Origin of the sequence: Marinobacter nanhaiticus D15-8W, from assembly GCF_036511935.1 — a bacterium.
In the GTDB taxonomy this organism is placed as follows: domain Bacteria; phylum Pseudomonadota; class Gammaproteobacteria; order Pseudomonadales; family Oleiphilaceae; genus Marinobacter_A; species Marinobacter_A nanhaiticus.
Map to the genome: position 1 here is coordinate 217,493 of NZ_AP028878.1, position 23,881 is coordinate 241,373.

23 protein-coding genes are annotated in these 23,881 nt (G+C 59.6%); 9 read left to right on the forward strand and 14 right to left on the reverse strand.

Annotated elements, in window-relative coordinates; all coding sequences use genetic code 11:
• Positions 1 to 2: 2 nt before the first annotated feature.
• Positions 3 to 416, forward strand: a complete 414-nt coding sequence (locus RE428_RS00995; protein ID WP_004579414.1) for a response regulator — start codon at positions 3 to 5, stop codon at positions 414 to 416.
• Positions 417 to 471: 55 nt separating this feature from the next.
• Here RE428_RS00995 and RE428_RS01000 read toward each other — a convergent pair whose 3' ends face one another.
• Complete coding sequence (locus RE428_RS01000) at positions 472 to 741, reverse strand: hypothetical protein (protein ID WP_004579413.1); 270 nt, start codon at positions 739 to 741, stop codon at positions 472 to 474.
• Between the two features lie 911 nt (positions 742 to 1,652).
• Here RE428_RS01000 and RE428_RS01005 point away from each other — a divergent pair.
• Positions 1,653 to 1,925 (forward strand): hypothetical protein, encoded by a 273-nt coding sequence (locus RE428_RS01005; RefSeq protein WP_040882910.1) that lies wholly within the window; start codon positions 1,653 to 1,655, stop codon positions 1,923 to 1,925.
• A gap of 36 nt (positions 1,926 to 1,961) precedes the next feature.
• On the opposite strand, the gene RE428_RS01010 is transcribed toward RE428_RS01005, so the two are convergent.
• On the reverse strand, positions 1,962 to 2,495 hold the full coding sequence (locus tag RE428_RS01010) for a 3'-5' exonuclease (RefSeq protein ID WP_004579411.1): 534 nt from the start codon (positions 2,493 to 2,495) through the stop codon (positions 1,962 to 1,964).
• Between the two features lie 179 nt (positions 2,496 to 2,674).
• Here RE428_RS01010 and queC point away from each other — a divergent pair, with 179 nt between their 5' ends.
• Positions 2,675 to 3,340 (forward strand): 7-cyano-7-deazaguanine synthase QueC, encoded by a 666-nt coding sequence (gene queC, locus RE428_RS01015; RefSeq protein WP_004579410.1) that lies wholly within the window; start codon positions 2,675 to 2,677, stop codon positions 3,338 to 3,340.
• Positions 3,340 to 4,011 (forward strand): 7-carboxy-7-deazaguanine synthase, encoded by a 672-nt coding sequence (gene queE, locus RE428_RS01020; RefSeq protein ID WP_004579409.1) that lies wholly within the window; start codon positions 3,340 to 3,342, stop codon positions 4,009 to 4,011. Before queC ends, queE begins: the two co-directional genes overlap by 1 nt.
• A gap of 25 nt (positions 4,012 to 4,036) precedes the next feature.
• On the opposite strand, the gene yfbR is transcribed toward queE, so the two are convergent.
• The gene (gene yfbR / locus RE428_RS01025) at positions 4,037 to 4,633 is read right to left on the reverse strand and encodes a 5'-deoxynucleotidase (protein WP_004579408.1); all 597 of its coding nucleotides are present in this window, start codon (positions 4,631 to 4,633) and stop codon (positions 4,037 to 4,039) included.
• A gap of 113 nt (positions 4,634 to 4,746) precedes the next feature.
• Between yfbR and RE428_RS01030 the strand changes: the two genes are divergently transcribed.
• Entirely contained in the window at positions 4,747 to 5,547 is an 801-nt protein-coding gene (locus RE428_RS01030; RefSeq protein ID WP_004579407.1) for a type 2 periplasmic-binding domain-containing protein, read from the forward strand.
• A 78-nt stretch (positions 5,548 to 5,625) separates the two neighbouring features.
• Here RE428_RS01030 and RE428_RS01035 read toward each other — a convergent pair whose 3' ends face one another.
• The 4 genes from RE428_RS01035 to proV all read right to left on the reverse strand — a co-directional run bounded on the left by RE428_RS01035 (position 5,626) and on the right by proV (position 12,090).
• Positions 5,626 to 8,577 (reverse strand): DUF748 domain-containing protein, encoded by a 2,952-nt coding sequence (locus RE428_RS01035; protein WP_004579406.1) that lies wholly within the window; start codon positions 8,575 to 8,577, stop codon positions 5,626 to 5,628.
• Between the two features lie 176 nt (positions 8,578 to 8,753).
• A complete protein-coding gene (gene proX / locus RE428_RS01040; RefSeq protein WP_004579405.1) occupies positions 8,754 to 9,743 on the reverse strand; it encodes a glycine betaine/L-proline ABC transporter substrate-binding protein ProX in 990 nt (329 codons plus the stop codon).
• A gap of 31 nt (positions 9,744 to 9,774) precedes the next feature.
• Positions 9,775 to 10,899 carry a glycine betaine/L-proline ABC transporter permease ProW gene (gene proW / locus RE428_RS01045; protein WP_004579404.1) on the reverse strand — a complete coding sequence of 375 codons (1,125 nt, stop codon included), beginning with the start codon at positions 10,897 to 10,899 and terminating at the stop codon, positions 9,775 to 9,777.
• A complete protein-coding gene (gene proV, locus RE428_RS01050) occupies positions 10,900 to 12,090 on the reverse strand; it encodes a glycine betaine/L-proline ABC transporter ATP-binding protein ProV (protein ID WP_004579403.1) in 1,191 nt (396 codons plus the stop codon).
• A 502-nt stretch (positions 12,091 to 12,592) separates the two neighbouring features.
• Here proV and pdxH point away from each other — a divergent pair.
• The 4 genes from pdxH (at position 12,593) to RE428_RS01070 (ending at position 14,875) form a co-directional block, all read left to right on the forward strand.
• Entirely contained in the window at positions 12,593 to 13,228 is a 636-nt protein-coding gene (gene pdxH / locus RE428_RS01055; RefSeq protein ID WP_004579402.1) for a pyridoxamine 5'-phosphate oxidase, read from the forward strand.
• Positions 13,229 to 13,339: 111 nt separating this feature from the next.
• Positions 13,340 to 13,951 (forward strand): DNA-3-methyladenine glycosylase I, encoded by a 612-nt coding sequence (locus tag RE428_RS01060; RefSeq protein ID WP_004579401.1) that lies wholly within the window; start codon positions 13,340 to 13,342, stop codon positions 13,949 to 13,951.
• Positions 13,952 to 14,105: 154 nt separating this feature from the next.
• Positions 14,106 to 14,411, forward strand: coding sequence for a DUF6482 family protein (locus RE428_RS01065; protein WP_004579400.1), 306 nt, complete (start codon positions 14,106 to 14,108; stop codon positions 14,409 to 14,411).
• Entirely contained in the window at positions 14,408 to 14,875 is a 468-nt protein-coding gene (locus tag RE428_RS01070) for a DUF3429 domain-containing protein (protein ID WP_004579399.1), read from the forward strand. Before RE428_RS01065 ends, RE428_RS01070 begins: the two co-directional genes overlap by 4 nt.
• Before the next feature lie 39 nt (positions 14,876 to 14,914).
• Here RE428_RS01070 and RE428_RS01075 read toward each other — a convergent pair whose 3' ends face one another.
• The 7 genes from RE428_RS01075 to RE428_RS01105 all read right to left on the reverse strand — a co-directional run bounded on the left by RE428_RS01075 (position 14,915) and on the right by RE428_RS01105 (position 23,520).
• Positions 14,915 to 16,012, reverse strand: a complete 1,098-nt coding sequence (locus RE428_RS01075; RefSeq protein WP_004579398.1) for a sigma-70 family RNA polymerase sigma factor — start codon at positions 16,010 to 16,012, stop codon at positions 14,915 to 14,917.
• A gap of 382 nt (positions 16,013 to 16,394) precedes the next feature.
• The gene (locus RE428_RS01080) at positions 16,395 to 17,837 is read right to left on the reverse strand and encodes an aspartate kinase (protein WP_004579397.1); all 1,443 of its coding nucleotides are present in this window, start codon (positions 17,835 to 17,837) and stop codon (positions 16,395 to 16,397) included.
• A 138-nt stretch (positions 17,838 to 17,975) separates the two neighbouring features.
• A complete protein-coding gene (gene ectB, locus RE428_RS01085) occupies positions 17,976 to 19,244 on the reverse strand; it encodes a diaminobutyrate--2-oxoglutarate transaminase (RefSeq protein WP_004579396.1) in 1,269 nt (422 codons plus the stop codon).
• A 136-nt stretch (positions 19,245 to 19,380) separates the two neighbouring features.
• The gene (ectA, locus tag RE428_RS01090; RefSeq protein WP_004579395.1) at positions 19,381 to 19,902 is read right to left on the reverse strand and encodes a diaminobutyrate acetyltransferase; all 522 of its coding nucleotides are present in this window, start codon (positions 19,900 to 19,902) and stop codon (positions 19,381 to 19,383) included.
• A 235-nt stretch (positions 19,903 to 20,137) separates the two neighbouring features.
• A complete protein-coding gene (locus tag RE428_RS01095; RefSeq protein WP_040882311.1) occupies positions 20,138 to 21,091 on the reverse strand; it encodes a hypothetical protein in 954 nt (317 codons plus the stop codon).
• Positions 21,092 to 21,093: 2 nt separating this feature from the next.
• On the reverse strand, positions 21,094 to 22,497 hold the full coding sequence (locus RE428_RS01100) for a sodium:solute symporter family transporter (protein ID WP_004579393.1): 1,404 nt from the start codon (positions 22,495 to 22,497) through the stop codon (positions 21,094 to 21,096).
• Between the two features lie 60 nt (positions 22,498 to 22,557).
• The gene (locus tag RE428_RS01105) at positions 22,558 to 23,520 is read right to left on the reverse strand and encodes a radical SAM protein (RefSeq protein ID WP_004579392.1); all 963 of its coding nucleotides are present in this window, start codon (positions 23,518 to 23,520) and stop codon (positions 22,558 to 22,560) included.
• Positions 23,521 to 23,881 lie beyond the last annotated feature (361 nt).

The window sequence follows — 23,881 nt, forward strand, 5'->3', positions numbered from 1 at the left end:
AAATGGAAAACCTGCGAGTCCTCGTTGTCGAGGATGAACCCACCATGCGCGAACTGCTCAAGGATATGTTGCACCAGGCGGGCGCGACCATGGTCGTCGAGTGCGAAGATGCCGCCAGCGCCCAGGAGCGCTTCCGGCAGGAGGACTTCCACATCGTGATGCTGGATTTAGGCTTACCGGACATGGACGGCCATGACCTGATGAAGGCCTTCAAACAGGTTAACGACAAGCAGCATATCGTACTGGTCACGGCTGATGACTCCATCGATAGCATCCAGCGCGCGATCAGCGCTGGCGCTAACGGTTACGTGGTCAAGCCGTATTCGAAGGAAAAGATTCAGGATGTGGTCAACAACTACGTGATGGTGCACGGTGAGGAGGCTGACGTCCTCCGGGGATTCAGCCGGCACCACTGACGGCTGAATGGCGTTCCCTCTGCTCCCCGGAGGCGATCGTTTCAATGTGCCGGTATCAGGCGACCTGGCGCGCAATCCAGGAATTGTATCGGGTGGCCAGGGCGCGAATGTACCGTGCCTCCTGGTCGTCGGTGTTGGCGATGACACCCTTGAAGATCCATCCGCGCTCGTAGAGACCCAGCACACTCTGCTCATTGTCCAGGTTGACGCGCTGGTTCAGCTTCTTGCAGATGGCATCAAGCAGCGGCAGTTTCGCCGGACGGCGGATCGGTCCCTGGGAGGGGGCCTTGTTTTGGGATACGGGGCGGTTGTGGTGTTTTCTCATCTCTCTCTCCTTTCTGCTTTGTCGCGCGTGCAAAAAATAAACCCCGATTTGGAGCGACCGGGGTTTGCTCGAGAGATTCTCGGCCCGGTCGCCCAACGGCTCCCGGGATCGAAGGAAGCCGTTAAACCGTCTTCATGACAATAGAACGCAAACGAGTCCGATCAAGGCGGGTATCGCCCTTCATCGGTTGCTCAAAGGTGTCTGGCGTTGGGTGCATGTTCTAAATGGCCCTCATACAGCAGCAGCGTTTGTGTTCCATAAAAAAAGCCCGGAATCGGGAGACTTCCGGGCTTCTTCGGCCACCGGAAGATTCGCGTCGCGAATCGCCCGATGACGGGGATTCGTTCGCTTAAGCGGGTTGTGTGTGAACGACTGGAATCACGATTCGCTTTCTCACAATTTCAATGACGAATGCTTCAATGAATGACGCTGGCAAACTCAACTCCCATCGCCTGCATCATTTCCCCTCAGTCTATCCGCTGCCTTTAACTTTGCAAGCCTTGGAACAGCGAAATTCTCCATGCAGTCGGTAAGTCCCTATAACGCCCCTTCAAGCGGTTTTTGCGGCAATCCCGTACAGATGGAAGGGCGCCGGATGGGCATAATTAATCCTGTCACGTGTTTACGTTGTGCAATTCATCAGCCCCTTTTCACCTACGATGGGTTGGCATGATGAATCTCTCCTTTATTGTTGGCGCGGCCGCTTGGTCGCGCTTTTTTTGCCTGTTTTTTGTACGCGGATGCCTCCCGCCGGAGTCGCCCTTCCTTCTCCTTCCTCCTGTCTCGGGTAGTTCGTACTGAATTCCGCGTACTGAACATCTCGTACAGCAATGCTGGATGCATTTCTGGATAATTCTTGGTCTGATTCATTCGCCGAATGCGAAAAAATGAGAGGTAAAACCGAAAATATCATGTCTGATGACGCAGGCAGTAGTCTCAAGCCCAAGTCCGACCTTTCCCTGGAATCCCGCGTTACCCTGAAATCCGATATCGCCGTCGAAGCTTTGCTGGTCGCGGCATTGGCCGTTTATTTCATCCTGGCTGAAAGCCAGGCCGTGGGTTCCGATATGCTATTTACCGCCGTGGGCGCGGTGCTGATGGCCCTCGCCACCTTTTGGACATTGAACACGGTTGGCGATGTCATCGAGGTCGTGGCTGCGCGCCGGTCGTCCAGCAAAGGCTGATTATTGCGGCGCTTGCCCGCGCTGGACATGGGCCGGTCAGGGTCGGGCGACCCGATACTGTAGGTTCTGCGCCGGCGCTTCACCGCAGACCCGGCGCCAGGTCTCCTGCAGGATCAGCGCGTCATTCGCGGCGCGGTGAACCGGTAGGCCGAGCGATTCGATAACCCGTTGGCGGGTTTCTGCCCATTGCTGCACCTGGGGTGCGCTGAGGATCGAGGATACGGACTCCAGCAGGAAGGTTGGCCGGATCCGGGCTGCCCGGAACAGCCGGTGTAGCCAGAAGCTGTCGAACGTCCAGGCGTCGCAATAGACCGCGTCGTTCAGGAGTTGATTCAATTCGTAGGCCACATCCCTGACTTTCCGGCCTTCCGCGCACAGGGTCTCGCGGCTGATGCCGTGGATGGCTTCAGCGCTTTCGGACCAGTCCTGCCAAAGAACATGTGGCGCAATCAGCCAGCTGTGCAGGGTGCCGTCGGGGAGACTGACGCCCACCTCGATCGGGTAACTGGCGATCAGGTCCAGGCTCGAGGCCTCAAAGTCGATAAATGCCGGTCTATCAGAAACGTTCATACTGCGTTATTGATTATCATCGTCGTGGCGCCCTCCGTTCGGCTACAGCGCCGGCGAAGGTCATCCAGTGAGTTTAACGGTCCGTCGATACGGACGCGAACCTATCCTGACCGGTCCCTGTTACAATTCGTCCATCGATCGATACTGTCGCTGATTCAATCTTTCCCGAGGTTCCCGCTATGTCCGAGAAAGTCGTGGTCATCTATTCCGGTGGCATGGATTCCTTCACCCTGCTGCACCGGGCCCGGGCTGCCGGGCACGAAGTCCATGCACTGTCGTTCAACTACGGCCAGCGCCATGTGCGGGAACTGGAGTGCGCCGAAACGGTCTGCAAGGCCTTGGGTATTCCTCATAAGGTAGTCGATATGTCACCAATGGCTAGCTTGATGACGGGTTCTGCCTTGACCGATGCAATCGATGTGCCGGAGGGGCATTATGAAGAAGACAGCATGAAGGCCACAGTCGTGCCTAACCGAAACATGATCCTGCTGTCCCTGGCGACCGGTTATGCCGTTTCCGTCGATGCCCAGACGGTATGGTATGGGGCCCACGGGGGTGATCACGCGATCTATCCCGACTGCCGGCCGGAATTCGTCGAGAAGATGGACGCCGTCTGCCGCGTGGCCAACTACGAGCCCGTACGCATCGAGGCGCCCTACATGAAGCTGGACAAGGGGCAGATCCTGGCCGAAGGCCTGGCGCTGGATCTGGACTACAGCCAGACCTGGACCTGTTACAACGGACGTGAAAAAGCCTGCGGTCGTTGTGGCTCTTGCGTCGAACGGCTGGAGGCGTTTGCCAGCCACGGCCTGAAGGACCCGCTCCCGTACGAAGTGGAGGTTTGATGTACCGGGTTAAGGAGGCCTTTTACACCTTGCAGGGCGAAGGCGCCCAGGCCGGTCGCGCCGCGGTGTTCTGTCGGTTCAGCAAGTGCAACCTGTGGAACGGTCGCGAAGCCGATCGGGCCTGGGCGGTATGCAATTTTTGCGATACGGACTTTGTCGGAACCGATGGCCAGAACGGCGGTAAGTTTGTCGATGCCGACGCGCTGGCGAATCATATCGCCGGGCTCTGGCCCCACGATCCGGCGGCTTCTGGAACGCTCAAACCCTATGTGGTCTGTACCGGCGGTGAGCCGCTGCTGCAGCTCGACGAGCCCCTGATCGAGGCGTTTCATGCCCGAGGCTTCGAGGTCGGCGTGGAAACCAACGGCACCCTGCCGGCACCGGTGGGTCTGGACTGGCTGTGCGTGAGTCCGAAGGCGGATGCCAAGGTGGTGATCGAGCGCTGCAACGAACTGAAGCTGGTCTACCCGCAGCCGCTGGCGATGCCCGAACGCTTTGCCCATATTCGGGCGGACCATTATTTCCTGTCGCCGATGGCGTCCCCCTCGGTGCCGGACGACGGCGCTGATGCCCTGAAAAAGAGCAATACCCGCCGGGCCACGGACTATTGTCTGGCTCACCCGCAATGGCGGCTCACACTGCAGATGCACAAGATTGTGGGGATCGATTAGGTTGTCGAGCGCCTGGGCCTGGCCACTAGTCCCCCAGCAGATGATCCAGCGGCTGGCTGTAACTGGGCGCAAATACTTCGAGGAAATAACGTACTTCCGGCAGGTTCTCCACTTCCAATCGCTGGCGGATCTGAAGGGCGGCGGGTTCGAATTCCTTATTGCCGGCATTGATCTCCGCCTGGCACTTGAGCCAGGCCGATAGCCGGTCTGCAGCCTTTACCAGCGTCTTGACCTCCTCCGGCCACTGGGATTCCTTCACATAGGTGGCGAAATCGTCCTTCAGACTTGCAGGGAGCAGGTCGAGTAGCTCATCTTCGGCCTTGTGCTCGATCTCGCCAAAGGCTTCACGCATGACGCTGGAGTGATATTTCACCGGTGTCGGCATGTCACCGGTAATCACTTCGGTGGCGTCATGGTACAGCGCCGCAGCAGCAACGCGATCAGCGTCCACCTGGCCCTCGAAATGCCGGTTGCTGATCAGCGCCAGGGCATGGGCGATGGTGGCCACCTCCCAGGAATGGGTAGCGACGTTCTCCTCGATGGCATTGCGCATCAGGCCCCAGCGGCGGATCCAACGCAGGCGGGCAATGTAGGCAAAGAAGTGACTAAGCGATGCAGGCATGGCGTCCGGCCTTGTTTTTACGATATTGCAAAGGTTAACGAGATTTCGGAGGTATGTCGTTCTTAACGGCGCAGGTGCGTGCTAATCTTCCATGAATTGTAGGAGAAACGCTCATGCGACTGTGCCTGTCGCGCGCCCTGATAGTCATTGTTCTCTGGATACCTTTCCAAGTCCAGGCCGCAACACCCGTCACCGTCGGCGCCTACAATTTCAATCCGCTCATTACCTTCGATGCCGATGGCGACCCCGAGGGGCTCGTGGTCGAGGTCGTCGCCGAGCTCAATCGGCGCCAGCAGCAATTCGCCTTTGAAATCCTGCGTACGTCCTCGAAGCGGCGCTTCGAGGACTATCGGCTGGGCCGCTATGACGTCATTCTCTTCGAGAGTCTGAACTGGGGCTGGGGCACCATGGAGGTCGATGCCACCTCGGTGCTGCTGGAAGATGAGGAAGTCTTCGTCGCCCTGGATAAACCCGAGCGCGACCAGTCGTTCTTCGACCAGGTGACCGAGCGCCGGCTGTTGGCCATCCTGGGCTATCATTACGGGTTTGCCGATTTCGATGCGGACGAAGATCGCCTGACCCAGCGCTTCGATATTGAAATGTCCCGCAGCCAGGAACGCAATATGGCGCTGATTCTTGCTGACCGTCCGTCCGTCGCCGAAGTGGCGGTAATGCCGCGTTCCTTCCTCAAGCGTTTTCGACAGAAACGGCCGGAGGATGCGGCGAAGTTGCTGGTTTCCGAGCAGCCCGACCAGGTCTACCACCTGCGCGGCATCGTCAGACCAGCCGCAACGCTCGGAGCCGGGGCGCTTGAAGCGCTGTTCCGGGAGATGATCGACGACGGCACCTACCCTGGAATCGTCAGGCGTTACGGCATGCGCCTGCCGGAGCTGCTTGCTAACGAAAGCCCCTAGCCCTGATGGGCGTGGTTAGTCTGTGTGAACGCTCCTGGCGTTGGTTAAAGCCCCTTGCGCTATCGGACATCCGCCCTGCTAACGAGAATCCATGGCGAAAGGCACGATCACCTGGATGGTTTCCGCCGTTAGTTGGGTTTCTGCGTCTTGTGACGGCGCCAGCTGGAACAGCTGGTCTTCGGCGATATCGTAGTCCTCCGACAGACGCTGGAACAGCAGTGTTCCCCGTTGCTTGGCGAGACGGTCCAGCTCTTCAGGCGGTATCTGCACATCCCGGGTGAGCTCGCGGGTCAGGGTTTCCAGCCAGCGGGCATCGCTCATGCGCGCCTCGGTAGTCTGGTTGTTGGTCTGCTGGAGATTTTGCAGCGCGGCCTCACCCTGGGTGCTGGTCAGGTGGTTTTCCAGGATGCGGATACGTTCGCGGCGAGGCGTATCGTTGGTAAGGTCGAGGCTGGTGTTCATGCGCTGGCTCTTGAGTGCCAGGCCATCCAGATCCGGCGCCACCGCGCCACGCACGTTCAACAGCAGATCCTTGCGCTCGGAGAGGGCGCTCGCCAGCGCCTCAAGTTTCTTCTCCTCGCCCGACGCCAGCGTGGCTTCGCCGGGTACGAAACCCACCTTGCCCAGTTCCTCACCAGAGAAGCCGGCCAGGTCGACGATCGATCCCAGCATCGTGAACGGCGATGTGGCCGCCTTCGCCAGCAGGTTTACAAAGGCACTCATAACGACTTGGCTAACCCGGAACTTGGGGTCGTCCAGGTTGCCGGAAACCGGAAGATTGATGTCGATCACGCCGTTGCCGTTGCGTAGCAGGTTTAATCCGAGCTTTATCGGCGCATCAATCGCCTGGTCGCTCTGCACAGGTTGTCCCAGGGCCAACTGGTCCATCACGATATGGTTGGCCGCATCAAGCTGCGCGCCGTTAAGGGTGTAATCCAGGTCCAGACGCAACTTGCCGCTGTCCACGCCGTAGCCCAGGTATTTGCCGAAATAGGGAGACAGTTCGGCCATGGCCAGGTTGTCCAGCTGTAGCTTCAGTTCGGTCTTGTCCGCTTCGCCCAGGGTGCCGATAGAGCCGGTCACCTCGACGCTGCCGCGTTCGCCGATCTGGCCATTGAGGCGCACACTGGCCTGTTGTGGCGGAATGTTGGTGAGGCCTGAAATGGTGCCGGCGAGTTCCCGCGCCCGCAGCGTGAAAACTGGGTCGACCGTGCGATCGGCGAAGTCGAACCCGCCACTCTCGATCTGTATTGAGCCGGTTCGGAAGATGAACTCAGGTCTTTCGCCATCCTCTCTCTCGTCGCTGGCACCCTCCTCTTCGGATTCGTCAGACCCCGAGTCGACCATGAGATTGCTCAGGTTGGTGCTGCCATCTTCAAGACGAATGATGTTTGCATCCGGGTCGGTGAGCGTCACGGTACCGATTTCCAGGCGGCCCGGGTCGAGGTTCAGTTCGATCGGATTCAGTACCAGGGAACTCCAGCTCAAAAGCTTGTCGGATCGGCCTTCGCGGGCGATCTCCAGGTTGGTGACGGTGCCTGTGCCGCTAAACGTGCCCGTCAGCGTGGGGTCCTGGGTATCGATGTCGAGGTTACCCTCGACGTCCAACTGGCCGCTGTTCAGCACGATGTTGGCGTATTCCTGGATGTAGGGCTGAAATTGCGGCAGGGCGATACTGTTGAGTGTCAGCACCGACTCCAGTGTGAAGGGCAGCATGGTGATCTGGCCCCGGGCGGAGAGCTTGCTGTTTTCGCCGGTATTGGCATCGAGTTGGTAGGGTACCGGCTCGCCCAGCGCGTGGGTCAGCGGCCCTATCTCGATGTTGAGCCCACTCAGCGCGAGATCGGCGGGCGTTGCCAGAGCCTCGTCATGCCAGTCTACCTGGCTGTCACCCAGGCGGACACTGCCGATGCTCCAGCGGAACTCGCTGTCCGAACCCTGTTGGTTCTGGGACGCTTCGTCGTTCTCCGTCTCCTGCTCGGCCCCCATGAACGGTGCGGCGACGTTTACCACGCCTTCGCTATTGCGACTGATGTCCGCGTCCAACTGGTCCAGGTCGACCGAGCCGATATCCAGACTGAGGGCGTTGAGGTCAAAGTTGATGTCATTGGCGGCGGCGGTGGCCAGGGTGGCGTAGGGCTCGTCGGCATCCGCCAGGCGTGCGCTCAGGTCTTGGATGCGGATCTGCCCGTTACGGGTGATCAGGGCGAAGTCACCCTCGCTGGACATGGCATAGTCGGTAGTCAGGCTGAGGGTGCCGTTGGTGACCACATAGGGGGCGTAAGGCGCTGCGAAGTGCCAGATGGTGGAGTATTCGATGTTGCTCAGTTCGATACGGCCATTGGAATGGAAGGGAATCAGGCCGAGATCGCCCTGCCAGTCGATCTGTTGTTCGCCGATGGCGGCAGAGAGGGTGTAATCGCTAGTGCCGTCTTCGCTGAAGGTGGCCAGGTCGTTCAGGGTCAGGTTGAGCGGCTGGATGTTGAAGGTTTCTGGCTGCTCCTTGGTGAAGTCCCGCAACTGGACCTGGCCCTGCTCGATGCGTATTTCTGCGAAATAGAGATTCGGTGGCTCGCCGTCTTCCGAGTCGGCTTCTGTGGTTTGCGCGTTCTCCGCCGCTTTGTCAGCATGTTGCTGGTTCCAGTCCCGCACCAGGTTGACGCCGTAGCCCTCAAGCAGGTCGACGCGCACGAACGGTTGTTGAAGTTGAATAACCTCCAATGCGATGGTGCCGGTGAACAGGCGCCAAAAGGCTAGATCCGCATGCAGTGCCTGAAAGCTGAGCACTTGAGTGCCTTCGCTATCGTTGGCCTGCAGTTGCTCGATGTCCACCGTCATGAAGAACGGGTTGATGTCGATATCCTCAACGTCGCCTTGCCAGCCCATCTGGCTCTGCAACTGCTCTGGCACCTGACGCTCCAGCCACCAGGGCAGCAGGAGGAAACCGGCCAGGGCATAGACAACCAGCAGCAGGGCCAGCCAGAAGGTCACCATTTTATAGACTGGCTTACGGGTTGCGGTGTCAGGCACGGAACGCTCCTTGTCGGCACTTAAAATGAAAGACGAGAACGGTTTACAAAAGGATAGTCCGATACACGGTCGCCTGTCATGGCTGACGCAACCCTCTATCGGTCGTTAAAGTGACGTCAGCCAACCGGACACAAAAAAGGGGATGCCGCCCGGCATCCCCCTGCTACGCGCCTGGCTTATTCAGCCGCTGCGCGCGCGGCTTCCAGCCAGCCGTTGTAGGTGTCCTGATGGTTTTGGATCCAGGCCTTGGTGTGGGCCATGATTTCTTCCTGGGAGTCTTCGCCCTCTCGGATCTTCATGTTCTGGGCGCTGACATCATTGACCGATAGCTCCATGACCTCGAACAGCTTGGCGGCTGCAGGGTTCTCCTCGGCCCATTCCTTGTTGGCGACAATCCGCTCGCTATTGATCTCAAAGCCGTAGTTCTTGCCGTTGGGCAGCTCCGTGTCCGTACCGTTGGGGTTGGCTGAGTAAGGTACTTCCAGCCAAACGACATCCTTGCCCGGCACCAGAATGCCGGAGACCCAGTAGGGGGTCCAGGTGTAGTAGAAGATCGACTCGCCGTTTTCGTAGCGGGTGATGGTGTCCGAGATAATGGCGGCGTACTGGCCCTGCTTGTGGGTGATGCTATCGCGCAGTTCAAAGGCGTCGAGCTGGTGTTCGATCACCCCTTCGCAGCCCCAGCCTGCCTGGCAGCCGGTGAGGTCGGCCTTGCCGTCGCCGTCGGTATCGAAGAGTTTGGCGACTTCAGGCTTCTTGAAGTCCTCCAGGTTGTCGATGCCGTGTTCCTCGGCGGTCTTCTTGTCGATCAGGTAGCCCTGGGCCGCGCCGGTGATGTAGTGGCCCTGGCGGAAGAAGGTATCGTCCCCGCCGGCATTCTTGTACATCGTATTGTGCAGCGGGTACCAGTTGACCGCCATATAGGTGGCATCGCCGTTGGCCACGGACGTGTAGCCGGCGCTGTAATCCACTTCCTGGATGTCCTGGACGTCATAACCGAGGTCGCGCAGGGCCTCGTTGACCAGCATGGTCTGGAAGGTTTCTTCGGCAATCGGGCTCTGGATCGCCTGCACGGTCACGCCCTCGCCGGGCATGTCGGCAGCCTGCGCCGCGAACGCGACGCCACTGGCCAGGGCCGTGGCAGTCAGTGTCTTTCTAAGCGTCATGCGATAATCCTCCTGCAAAATGGTGAAGCGTTTAGGCTTCCTTCTTCTTTTTCACCAGTGCGTGTACCAATCCGGCCGGGCCGGACTCATACCAGTGACGGGTTCCCCGTTCCCGGGAATCCCGGCCCAGAGCCTGGGTCATGCGATCCAGGATGATGGCCAGAATAACGATGCCGATGCCCCCGACGGTGGCCAGGCCGATATCCAGCCGGCCGATGCCGCGCAGAACCATCAGGCCCAGGCCCGGTACTGCAATCATCGAGGCGATCACCACCATCGACAGCGCCAGCATCAGCGTCTGGTTGACGCCCGCCATGATGGTGGGCATCGCAAGCGGCAACTGGACCTTGAACAGCAATTGACGCGGACTGGCGCCAAACGAGCGGGAGGCCTCCACCAGGTCGTCCGGCACCTGACGGATGCCCAGGTTGGTGAGCCGGATGACGGGCGCCACAGCAAAGATAATGGTGACGATGACTCCCGGCACGTTACCGATACCGAACAGCATCACGATGGGTACCAGGTACACGAAAGCGGGGGTGGTCTGCATGGTATCGAGAATAGGACGTACGGCACCGGCTACCCGATTGCTCTTGGCCATCCAGATACCTGTGGGGATACCGATAACCATGCAGAACAGCACCGAGGTAATCACCAGCGAAAGGGTGGTCATGGACTGTTCCCAGGCGCCGATAGCGCCCATGGCGATCATACCGATCGCGGCTGCAATCCCGAGACGCAGTCCGGCCAGTTGCCAGGCGATGAGGCCGAACAGGGCAACCATCACAAGCGGTGGTACATTCAGCAGCGTGGCGTCGAATACGCTAAGAGCGAAATCCACCGGTTCCTTGACGAGCTGGAAGAAGATACGGAAGTTTTCCACGATCCAGTCGATGGCGTTCTCCACCCCGCCCTGGATATCGAACCATTCAGTCTTGAACGGTTCGGCCAGGGTATTCTGAACCTGCTCGACGCTCTCGGCACTGCTCAGCCAGCTACTGTCGGAGTTGCCCTCGGTTGAGCCTGCGCCGCCCCAGGGGTTGCTGCTCGTGCCGCCGGATCCTTGCTGTTCGGAGGCATCCGCCCACGGGTTTGACCCGCTGGACTCGTTATAGGGAACTGATTCGCTATTCGGTGTGTTTTGTTGCTCAGCCACTTATTCGCCCTCCCGATCCAATGCCTGCAGCAGTACCGCCCGCGAGATGACGCCCAGATAGCGGCCATCCTCGTCTGTCACCGGTAAACCGCAGGGTGCTGAGGCCACCGAACCCATGATGTCGGTGAGCGATGAGCCGGCTGGGATGGGGTCGACGCCAGGAATAAAGGCCTCGCTGACCCGCGCACCTTTCTTCTCGGCCTCAAGTAGCGAATTGATCGAGACGACCCCGTGAAACGTCTGGTCAGGGCTGACCACATAGCCGTAGTCGCGCTCGTTCTGGCGCAGGCGCTCCAGCGCGGCCGGCACCCCGGCGCCCTCACGCTCGATGACCGTCACCTGCTTGCGCCGGGCGATATCCCCAGCGGAAAGCACTGTGGAAACGTCGACACCGCGGAAGAAGGAGCGGACATAATCGTCGGCGGGATTCTTGAGAATTTCATCCGGCGTGCCGACCTGAACGACGCGTCCGCCCTCCATGATGGCGATGCGATCGCCGATGCGCATGGCTTCATCCAGATCATGGGAGATAAAGACGACCGTGCGTTTCGAGTCTTTCTGCAGCTTGACCAACTCGTCCTGCATCTCGGTGCGGATCAGCGGGTCCAGGGCTGAGAAAGCCTCATCCATTAGCATGATTTCCGGATCGTTGGCGAGTGCCCGAGCCAGGCCGACACGCTGCTGCATGCCGCCGGATAGCTCATCCGGATAGCTGTTGGCGTTAGCCTCCAGGCCGACCTGGGCTAGCGCGGAGCGGGCTCGTTTATGGCGCTCGTCGCGGGGTACGCCGGACAGCTCAAGGCCAAAGGCGGCGTTATCGATCACGTTCATGTGGGGCATGAGGGCGAACGACTGGAACACCATGCTCATCTTCGAACGTCGCAACTGGTTGAGTTCGGACTCGGACAGGGCGGCGATGTTCTGGTCGCCTACCCAGACTTCGCCCGACGTCGGTTCGATAAGGCGGTTGAGCAAGCGCACCAGGGTTGATTTGCCGGAACCGGAGAGACCCATGACGACGAAGATCTCGCCTTCGAAGATTTCGAAGGAGGCGTCCATGACACCGATGGTCTTGCCGGTACGTTCGAAGATTTCGGCCTTGCCGATGCCCTGGTTGAGCAGGTTCATCGCCTCTTCCGGGTTATCCCCGAAGACCTTGAAGAGGTGCTTTACAACTACTTTCGGCTTCATTCAGTGTGGATCCTGCGAGCGATTGCCGGCTTAAGGCATCGTTATTTATTCAGTATAGTAAAAATTTGCAATCCAACGCTTTTTGGCCGTCCGCCCTGGCTCAGTCTGTTATGCACGTTACCAGGGGCTCAACTGCAGCGCCAAAACGATGCGTCTCCCGGAAGTACATGACAGATCCTTCCAAAATAGCATCTGTAAAACAAAAAATAACTTTGTTTTCTAAATAATTTTGTTCGACTGCCCTTTGGGCCGAATCGGCTTGCCGTTCCCGGCAAACGGCGGCAACCATACAGTTCATGGACCGGAGCCCGTATGATGAAGGTGCCGTGATCTTTGGGCGTCCGATCGAGGCATCTGCCCTGTTCCCGGCTGCACTACTTTGGCAGTCGGTTGCGTTCTATAGCGACACACAGCAACGACTGTGCCGGGGTCCGGGCATGAACCCAACTGACGGCTACAACGTAAGTTCAGGTCCATTGGTGTTTGATTTCAGGAAAAAATAATGGATATCAGTAATATGCGGCGGGATTTCGAGAGCGAGGGCCTCGATGTCGACGCCTTGGATGCAAATCCGGTCGGCCAGTTTGCCAATTGGTTCAATCATGCACGGGAGGCGGGCATCCTCGAACCCAATGCACTTTCATTGGGCACGACCGGCACGGATGGCCAACCCAACCTGCGTACGGTATTGCTCAAGTATTTCGATGACCACGGTTTCGTCTTTTTCACCAACTATGGCAGCCGCAAGGCGCATGAGTTGGACGAGAATCCACGGGCGGCCATGCTGTTCCCCTGGATAGCGCTCAACCGCCAGGTCATCATCCAGGGCCGGGTGGAGAAAGTGAGCAAGGCGGAATCCCTGCGTTATTTTGCGTCCCGCCCGCGCGGTAGCCAGATCGGAGCCTGGGTTTCAGAGCAGAGCCGGGTGATCAAGACCCGCGGCCTGCTGGAGCAAAAGGTGGCAGAGATCAAGCAGCGTTTTCAGGACGGCGAAGTCCCCCTGCCCACATTCTGGGGCGGCTATCGTGTCGTGCCGGAGCGTTTCGAATTCTGGCAGGGGCGCCCCAGTCGTCTGCATGACCGCTTTGAATACCTTAAGGACGGCGAGCACTGGCAGATCCAGCGCCTGCAGCCCTGAGACCAGCTCTACGCTATGATGGAACCTTGGGCTTGCCGGCGCTCGCTTCGTCAATTTCAGGCGCCCCCTTTATGAGTTCCGTCCACCAGGCCATCACAGGGAGTAACAGTCATGGACTCTAACCAACGCTGCGGCTGGTGCGGCACGGATCCGCTTTACGTGGCGTACCACGATAATGTTTGGGGCCGGCCGGTTTCGGATGACCAGGAACTGTTCGCCAAACTCTGCCTGGATGGACAGCAGGCGGGCCTGAGCTGGATCACCATCCTGCGCAAGCAGGCGAACTACGAGGCCGCTTTCGACGATTTCGATCCCGAGGCGATCGTCCGCTATGACGACGCCAGGATCGAAGCCTTGCTGCAGGACCCGGGCATCGTCCGCAATCGGCTCAAGGTAGAGTCCATTATCCGTAATGCCCGAGGTTTCCTGGCCCTTCGGGACCAGGACCGTTCTTTCTCCGAGTTTCTCTGGTCCTTCGTCGACTACCGCCCGATCCAGGGCGCCTGGGAAAGCCTGAGCGACGTACCCGTAACCACGCCGGAAGCAGAAGCCATGTCCCGTGCGCTAAAGAAATGCGGGTTCAACTTCGTAGGACCAACAATCGTCTATGCCTTCATGCAGGCCGTGGGGATGGTGAACGACCACCTGCTGACGTGCCCCTCCCGCGAGGTTTGCATGGATCTGGCCGGGGAGCACGACTTCCCGCGCGCGGCCAGTTCCTAGTGCATTCGTCGGTGTCATAGCTTGGGTCGATAGCATCAAAAGTCTGATCCTTTCGTAACTCTTTCACGTAAGTCACAGTGGGTCCTGTGGTGGGCTGGTAAAGCAAGCCCGTACAACCCCAACGAAAAGCTTCACCTATCCTGGAGGGCTCGACTTGCGTATCACCCTGGCAGAGCTGCGCGCGCTCGAACATCCCCGTATCGATTTGTTGGAAATCCTGTCCCTGGAGGGCCAGTTCTACATGGCCAGACTGCACATGGGCGATGGGATGAGGGTGTTGTCGGATGACGGGGGCAAGACCCGGCTGATGAAAAGCGCCTGGCAGGTGCAGGACATCCTCGGATCGTTCGACGTGCTACGTACGGAAGTGGTGCACGCCTCCGCCTATGGCGAGATGGTGGGCCTGTCCTCCGATGCTGTGGAGCCCTTGCGGATCCAGGTACAGGAAGTCCGTAGATGATTGCGGTCGCGCGACTGGCGACGGCGATTGGCCTGGCCGGGCTGATCCCGTTTATCTTCGGGATGCTGGCTATCCTGCTCTGGCCCGACGCCCAGGCGACCTGCGTCAAACTCTTCTATATCTACAGTGCCGGCGTGCTGGCGTTCATGGCCGGCGTGTACTGGCCTATTGCCCTGCAGCTCGAGCATCGCTGCTTTCCCCTTTCCCCAATCACGACATTGGTCATCAGCCAAGTGTTCTTCCTGTCGGCGGGCCTATCGTTGCTGCTGCCGATCGAAGGCCAGGCTGTGGTCTATCCGGTCGCCTATGTCGCACTCTACCTGGTGGATGTTCGCTGGATGCGGCTGTACTGGCCGGGTTGGTATCGCCGTCTACGAGCAGTGCTGACGCTGGTGGCTTGCGCCTGCCAGGCCATTGCAGGCTTCTGGCTGCTGACGCACCCGCTTATCGCGGCTTCGGCCTGAGCGACGGACCGTCGGTCCAGGAGTCGTCCAGACGGAAGCCTAATTACCGGCCATATCGGCCAGGTTGGCGTAGCGCTCGCGCAGCTTGGCCAACGCACCTTTCTCGATCTGGCGGACGCGCTCGCGGCTGATACCCAAGTTATCGGAAATGATCTGCAGGGTTTCCGGTTCCGGCAGCCCGAGCCCGAAGCGGCGTGACAGGATATCCCGCTCGCGTTCATCGAGATTGGAGAGGATATCGGTCAGTAACCGTTTCTGGTCCCGTGGCAGCAGCGAGGCTTCCGGCTGGTCGCGATCATCTTCGCTACTCAGCGCTTCGCCCAGGTGGATATCATCGCCTTCTCCCAGGGGCGTCGCGGTCGATATCTCGGGCTGGGCGTAGGCCAGGAGTTCACCCACACGCTGGGCCGGAATGTTCAGGTGCCGGGCCAGTTCCTTCTGGCTGGGTGCCCGCCCGTGCTGTCGATAAAGCTGGTTCATCGCGGCCTGCAGCGCGCGAATCTCATCGACCACGTGCTCCGGGGTTCGCACCACACGTCGGCCCCGCTTGAGGCTGCGTTTGATCTCTTCGCTGATCCACCAGTAGGCGTAGGTCGAGAACCGGAACCCCTTGCCTGGGGCGAAACGTTCGACCGCCTTGATCAGCCCGACGTTTCCTTCCTGGATCAGGTCGGTTAGCGGGATGCCGCGGTTGGTATGTCGGCGGGCCAGGTGCACGGCCAGGCGCAGGTTACTCTGGATCAGCGTGTGGCGGCAGGCCATGGCAATACGCAGGGCTCGCCGGGCATAGGTGGATGCAAGATCCGCCTCGGTCAGATCCTCGGTCACGTCGCGCAACGTTTGTGGTGTGCCTTCGGGCAGGTTGCGATGGCGCGCCAGGATATCCAGGGCGCGGGTCAGTCGCGCACTCAGGCGGCGCTCCGCCGCTTCGCCCAGCAGCGAATGCCGCTGGGCATCGCGGAAATAGTGAGCCACCAGCGACGGCGTGTCACCGCTGGCCTCTCCCAGCATACCGTCAGGCAGCTGTATGGGCGCGGTGTTTCCTGCAGCGGCACTCTCTGCCGTCGTTTCAGTGTGCCCTGTCCGTTTTTCATAGGCGATGGCCGAAGCGGCTTCGGGCCAGGGTTCATATCGCATAGGGCTGTCTGTCGTCGTTTGAAACCGATAGGTTGGTATCTGGCGCGTTGCGCTACTGTAGTGTTTACGATGGCGGTCGTCTGCCGGATTCCAGCAGACCGGTGGATTCCAACGGCAGGATAGAAAGTTGCACGCGCTCTGGTAAAGAGGACACAGCCCATACAGGTTTGAAGGTAAGGTGCGGCGCCAGCGATCGAATGTAGAGCGCGGAAAGCAAAGAACGGTGGAGGGGAAACGTAAGGGAGGGTGACCGGGTACCGCCTGAAATTCGCAGTTCAGGCGGCCCGATCAGGAGGCAAGACGTCCTCCATTACCGCAGCCAGGGCGACCGATCCCGGCCACGATAATTCTTGTCATCCCGGTTGGCCGGGACGCGCCATCGTCAGGCAGCGACGATGGCGTAGCCGTGGTTGTGCGGCTCGATCAACGTGGCATGCAGCTTGGCGATCGCTTTCTCGTAGTGGTCCTCGTCGATGACGAACTGCATATCCACCTGCCGCATGCACTGGTGCAGGGCCAGGATGCTGATCTCTTCATCGGCCAGCGCGGTCACCGTTTTAGCGAGGACGCCCGGCACCTGCATATCGCTACCAATGGCGGATACCAGCGCCACTTTGCGGGTGGTGATTTCCGCGTTAGGGAAATCCTCCTGCAGCGCGCGCACGATACGCTTCACATGTTTGAGTGTACTGTCCACGTAATGGGTGATGGTGTTGGCGTTGGTGTCCTTCGTCACGCAGCGCACCTTGAACCGGGACAGCACCTCGAGGATGCGGCGTTCACTCGCGGGATCACCCTGCATATCCTGATCGAACACCTCGACGGCGAAGATGCCCTTTTCGCCGGCGATAATTTCGACCTGGGGCTTCTCGCTGATGTAGTCGCGGGTAATCAGCGTACCGGTGTGTTCCGGCTCGAAGGTGTTCTTCACCCGCAGCGGGATGTCGTTCTGGCGCAAGCCCTTGGCAGCGCGCGGGTGGATGGCTTCCATACCCAGGTTGGCCAACTGGTCCGCCACGTCGTAGTTGGTGCGGCCGATCGGCACCACCTTGTCTTCGCCGACGATCTTCGGATCCGCGGAGCTCAGGTGATACTCCTTGTGGATAACCGCTTCGCGGGCGTTGGTGATGACCGCGATACGGCTGAAGGTCATCTCGCTATAACCCCGGTCGAACGTGCGCATCAGGCCTTCCTGACACTGGGCATAACCGGTACAGATCGGCAGTTCCCGGGTCAGGTCGATGTTGTCCAGCGCCTGCTTGAGCTTCTGGTCCAGCGGTAGCAGCTCGTTATCGCGCCACCCGGTCAGGTCGACAAAACGGGCGTTGATGCCTTCGGCCTGCAGTTTCAATGCAGTGTTGAAGGCACTGTGGGCCTCGCCGATACCGGCCAGCATCTCCCGCACGGTAAGCAGGTGCTCTTCGAGCTGGAACTGGCCGTAGGAGCACAGGCGCTGCAGGTCGATCAGGCAGCCGCGAACACCTTCCACGCGGTCCATGATGAACTGGTCGGCCTGCTGTTTGAGCATTGGGTCGTCGAACAGTTCGCCATTGATGTCGGTCAGGAAATGGACCAGCTTGGTCAGGTCGTCACCCCAGGCCCAATCCGACTCGGCGTCCGCGAACAGGGCATAGACGCCGGGCTCGCCGGTCTTCTTGTGTTCGAGCAATTCGTCGGTCACTCCGCCATAGGCGGAAACCACAAAAATCCGTTGGTAGAGTTCGTCGGTGCTGCGATCACCGACAACGATGTTGTCACGTACGGCGTGATAGTCGCTCATGGACGTACCGCCGATTTTTTCTACTGTGTGCTGTTGGCTAGTCATGGTTATCGTCTTCGGTCGCTTGAATTTGCGCCGGGAGTATTAGAGCGGAGGGCCGAACGCGCCTGGTGGCGTCCCGGCCGTCAGTCGGCCCTCCGGGCCTGACGTCATGTCAGGCAGCAGGCATCAACGTCAATAAACTCAGGATGCCTGACTCATATCTTCCTTCATAACGTCTTCGACGCTTTCCTTCAACAGGTCCAGGCCTTTTTGCAGGTCTTCCTCGCTGATGGTCAGCGGCATCAGGCACTTAACCACTTCATCGTCGGGACCTGCGGTCTCGATGATCAGGCCTTTCTCGAAGGCCCTGGCGGAAATCTTGCCGGCCAGGTCTCCATCGCGACAGGCGATACCCTGCATCATGCCGCGGCCCTTGACCTTGAACTGACCGCTGAACTGATCGCTGATTGCCTTCAGACCCTTGTTCAGGATGCCCGCTTTCTTCTTCACTTCCTCGGCGAAACTGTTGTCCTTCCAGTAGGTCTCCAATGCAGCCGTGGCGGTGGCGAAGGCCATGTTGTTACCGCGGAAGGTGCCGTTGTGCTCGCCTGAGGACCACACGTCCAGTTCGCGCTTGAACAGGACCAGGGCCATCGGCAGGCCATAGGCGCTCAAGGACTTGGAGACGGTAACGATATCCGGCTTGATGCCGGCGAACTCGAAGCTGAAGAACTCACCGGTACGACCGTTGCCCGCCTGGATGTCGTCGACGATCAGCAGGATGTCGTGCTTCTGGCACAGCTTCTCAAGCTTCTGTAGCCACTCGGCGCGGGCCGCGTTCAGGCCACCTTCGCCCTGGACCGCCTCGACGATGACCGCCGCCGGGGTTTCGATGCCGGAAGAGCCGTCGCTCAGCATCTTGTCGATCATGGCAATGGTGTCGACGTCATCGCCCAGGTAGCCGTCGTACGGCATGAAATTGACGCCGCCCAGCGGTACGCCGGCACCGCCGCGGTGGTGCTTGTTACCGGTTGCGGCAACGGCACCGAGGGATACGCCGTGGAAACCGTTGGTGAAGGAGATCACGGTGTCGCGACCCTTGACCTTGCGCGCCAGCTTCAGCGCCGCTTCGACACAGTTGGTGCCGGTCGGACCGGTGAACTGCATCTTGTAATCCAGGCCGCGGGGCTCAAGGATGTACTTCTTGTAGGCTTCCATGAAGTCATGCTTGGCCGTGGTGAACATGTCCAGGCCCTGGCTAACGCCATCGCTCTCGATGTACTCGAGCAGTGCCTTCTTCAGGATATCGTTGTTGTGACCGTAGTTCAGTGAACCTGCGCCAGCCAGGAAGTCCAGGTAGGCCTTGCCATCTTCGGTGTACAGGTGCGCGTTCTTGGCCCGGTTGAAGATCACCGGAAAAGATCGGGAGTAAACGCGGACTTCGGATTCGGTCGTCTTGAAGATTTCCATTGTCTTGCCTCTTAGCATTTCAGGTTCGAGGTGAATGCAGCGCCGGAGATACGGTTTCGGTCGCATTCGCCGGCAACTGCGGGTTAGTTGCCGGAGCCTCGTCAATCAGAAGGGCTCCGGCGTCGCAGGGCCGGCCTTAACCGTCTACAGGCTTGGTGAAGGGGCCAATCCGGAGCAGGAATTCTGAGTCATGTTTCCCACCGAAGTGGGTGTCTTTCTCAAAATGCTCGGTATAGGTGACCTCCGCACCGAGGTCCCGCGCAAACGAGCGGAACAGCGCCCAGGACGCCTCGTTGTCCTCGGTGATGGTGGTTTCCATATATTTGACGTTTTTGCAGGCATCACGCTTAACGATTTCCTTAAGCATGCGCTTCGCCAGACCCTGGCCACGACCTTTCTCGTGGACCGCCACCTGCCAGATGAAGATGGTGTCGGGCTGCTGCGGGGGGATGTAACCGGAGATAAAGCCAACCAGTTCGCCGTCCAGTTCGGCGGCCACGCCGGTCTCGGCGAAGTGGCTGGTCTGCAACAGGTTGCAGTAGACGGAATTGGGGTCGAGCGGCGGGCACTCGCCTACCAGGTTGTGGAGCCAGAAGCCATCATCCTTCGTCGGTGTGCGAAAGGTGATGGCGGTGGTATTCGAACCTTCTGTGGTCATAGTCGTTTCGGGCACTCAGTCATTTAGAGTTGAATTCAATTGCCACGACAGTGTGCGCTTGGCTATCCGTCGGCGCACGCTTTAAAAACCGCCTAAACGGCTGTTTCCGAACGTTTAAGTGGGCAATCGACTTAATCTTTAGTGCTGTAATTATATAGACCACGAAATAAAAATCAAATAAACCCAGGTTGCCTTGCAGCGACTACGCAACCCTTTTGCCGTTGGTGTCCTCCCATCAGGAGCGCCGGAAAACGAGGTCCAAGGCGTCCAGCGGCGTTCCCCACAGAATACGCGAACGATAGGAGAGTGCCGCATCACTGCCAGTGGGCCACCAGCGGTCGAACAGCGACAGCCACCCCTCGAGATCGAATGGAACGGGCATTAATGATACGGCCAACGGCCCTTGGTGGACCGTCATGAGCGCATCGGTTGGCGGCACTGAAGCCACGTTCGTCGCGATGCGGGTCACCAACCCGCGATGATCGTCTTTCAGATTACCCATGCCGGCGGAGCCATTGTTAGTGACGGTGTAGTAATCATCTTGCCAGATCGCCGGAAGGCAGGTGTGAGTACAGGCGATCAGGTCGGCATCGGTGCGAGTGAACCAGTCCGCAACCCGTACGTCGTGTTTCCGCTGACTCAGAACTTCATGGGCCAGGCCCCACCCGGCTAGGGACTCCGGGTCGCCATGCAGGATCAGTATGCGCTGGTCCGCCAGGGTCAGACATTGCCAGCGTGGTGCGCGACGCAATCGCGACTGAATCTCCGGAAAGTCCGCAGCAATGGCCTGCAGCGCCCGCATGATCCGGTTGGAGCGAGCAACGACCGCGTCGTCGACGAAGTCGGGGTAAGCACAGCCGCAACCAGCGTTCGGGCTGGGGTGGGCGAGTTCGTATTCCACGTTGCCGAGCACGACGTCGTGTGCCAGCACGCGGTTGTTGATTTGCTGGAAAGCCTCAGCGTCCCGGTTGAACCAGTTGAAGTCGCCATTGAAGACCAGTCGCACGCGATGGCCTTGCGCGCGTTCCTGGTCGGCCAGGGCCTCGATGGCATCAAGCGCGAACGGATTGCCATACAGACCGCCGACAATATAGATCACATCGGCATCGGCCGGGTCAGGCGCCTTACAAAGCTGTTCAGGCCGGTAGCGGTAGTGGATCGGGCAAGTGCGCCCTGGCCTTTCGGTCACAATCAAGCTTCCCTCGAAACCGCCCGGCGTCCGAACAGTCGCTGGGCGATGATGGGCAGGAAGAAGCCGGCGGTGCAGATCAGGATGCCCCAGGCATTGACGCCCAACAGCGCTGCGTATTTACCTTCGCCGATATTCCAGCTGGCGGGGATCAGGCCGATTGCCAGCAACACGCCCAGGACAATCCCGCTCCAGAAACTCAGGTGGAAACTCCAGGGCGACCAGCGGGTGAAGCCGTAAAACAGGAACACCGGTGCCAGGCCCATCACCATGGTGCCGGAAATGGTCGTGGCCTTAAGGATGTCGGTGCCAGCGAACATCGGCAGGTTGCCGAGGATGGCGAAGGCGACCATCACCACGGCCCCAGCGCGCATGGAGGGAATTTTCTCAGAAGCGCGGCGGGCCAGGCGCGGCAGATCCACCGCGATGGACTTGGCCAGCGAGGTAAAGGTGGAATCCAGCGTCGAGCCGGCGGAGGTCATCATCACCACGCTCATGAAAAACAGCGCCGTCAGCCCCAGGGCCGCACCAACCGCCGCCGGCGCGTTGCTGCCCGCCTCAATGCCGTTGAGCTGGGCGTGCACGCCCACCAGACTGAAGATAAACACCGCCACGAACCCCAACAGGCCGGCGACGACGAAACTCTTGAGCATGGTCTTTTCCCGGTTCACGAAGCCCCGGTCGGTGAGTACCGGATCGTGAAACGGGTAGCTGAAGATCTGCAGCCCCGCCACCAGCAACAAGTCGGCCCCGGCATCCAGGCGGAACTCGCCGGTGGTCAGCAGCGTACCGGTATCGTTGGCGGGAACGATCAGGAAAAGCACTGCAGCCACGAAGAAAACGAACAGCACGGCCTGGATTACGTCTGTGAAGATCGAGCTACGCAGCCCGCCCTTCAGGCTATAGGCCAGGGTAAACGCGGTGAATAGCATGGCGGCGGTGTAGTACTGCCAGTCGCCGGGCAAGCCGAAGTAGCCGCCGACCACCGCCGTATTACTCCAGACTTCGTTGTACAGGCGAATCAGGATCGCCGCCGCAAAGGCCAGGGCGGCCAACCGGCCGAAGCGCGAAGTGAGGAAGTCCTGCAGGCTGGTCGCGCCGGTCTGGGTCCGGATCAGGTAAATGATGTAACCCGCCACGGGAATCGACAGCCAATAGGTGGCATAGGCCAGGCCGCCCACCACACCATAGGCTGCGCCCAGGTTCGCGGCGTTGGTGACGGACTTGGCGAAGATCCAGCTGATGAAGATGCTGGCTGTGAGCTGCCATTGACCCACCGGGTTGCCCCGTTCGTCGGCACCCCGGTAGAAGGAGGCCGGATTGGTGCTGCGTGGCGACAGGGCGTACATCACCACGCCGTAAACGATCAGAAAGCCCCAGAACAGGCCCGCTTCGGCGAACGACATGCGTGAAAGTTCCTTCTTGTGGAGTTGGTCGGTTCTCGGCTGCCATGGCGGGCGCCGAGGTCAGCCTGGCGAGCTGCAGCTGGCGCCAAAGCGGTAGCAGGCAAAACAGCGGTGATGGCGCAGCATGATGCGGGTGTCCATACTCTCCTTCAGGCTGCCGCCAAGGTCATAGTCCGGGTCGTCGTCCACCAGGGTGCAGGCGTAGACGCGCACCCGGTCGTCTTTCTTGACCAGCATCCGGGTATAGGTACACATGAAGTGAGCGCGGCTTTCCCCGGTTGGGTACTTTTCCATGCAGGTTTCGGTAATTTCAGGGCTGCCGTCTTCCGAACCCGGTGTGCCGAAGTCCGGAAAGGCAGTAAAGGCCAGGTCTTCGGGAATGTCCGCCTTACGGAAGATATTACGGAACGCTGCTTCCACCTGTTCGGGATCTTCCTCGGCATCGCTCTGGCGAGCGATGGAGACATGGAAGCCGTTGTCATGCAGCCAGCGGATGCCCTCCAGTGCCTTATCAAAACTCCCCTCGCCGCGATCCACGTCATGCCGTGCGCGGTCCGGGAAATCCAGACTGACGCGAAAACGAACCGGGTGGGAATTGTCCCGTAGCGGCAGCAACTGGTGCGTCCGCTTCAGCAGCGGATCGGTAGCGTTGGTCAGTACGAAGCAGGGCCGGTGCTGGCTGGCGTAATCGAGGATGTTGATGAAGTCGCGGATGACGAAGGGTTCGCCGCCGGTAAAAGAAAACTGCTCGACGCCCATCTCCACTGCTTCATGGATGAAGGGTTTGACGTCGCTCAGCTTCATGCCGGGAATGCGCCCATCCCCGGGGTGCGAGCCCTCCAGGCAAAACGGGCAGGCCAGGTTGCAGGCAGTGCCGGTATGAATCCAGAGCTCCTTGAGTTGATCGGCATCGATATAGCCCCGGGGCTCCCCCTGGCGAGTATGGGTCCAGCTATCGATATGGCGGGGCGCCACGAGTTCTTTGACTGGAATACGCTTCAGGCGCGTGGCTGTTACGGACATATGGGCTCCATCGGGTGACTGGTGCTCATGGCATGGAGACATGCCTATACACTCAAGGCGATACATTATCGGATGCTTTGAACATACGTATCACGTAGTTATAACGATTCCGTATCGACGGTAAAAAAGCGACTCAGGCGGTGTGACCGGTCAAAGCGGCCGTCGTTCGATGCCGCCTCTGATCCTTTGCGTTCATGTTCATGGCCAGCCGACACCAGGTAGTCAGTGAAGAGGCGCGTTGAATAGGTAGCCTTTAAACATAGCGTTGGCGCGCTGCTGGCACTGTGAGCCCTTGCACCAGGGGCGTACGTCTGCCAGCCGTGGGGGTAGGGCGAGTGACCCATCCTGGAGCGGCCTGCCC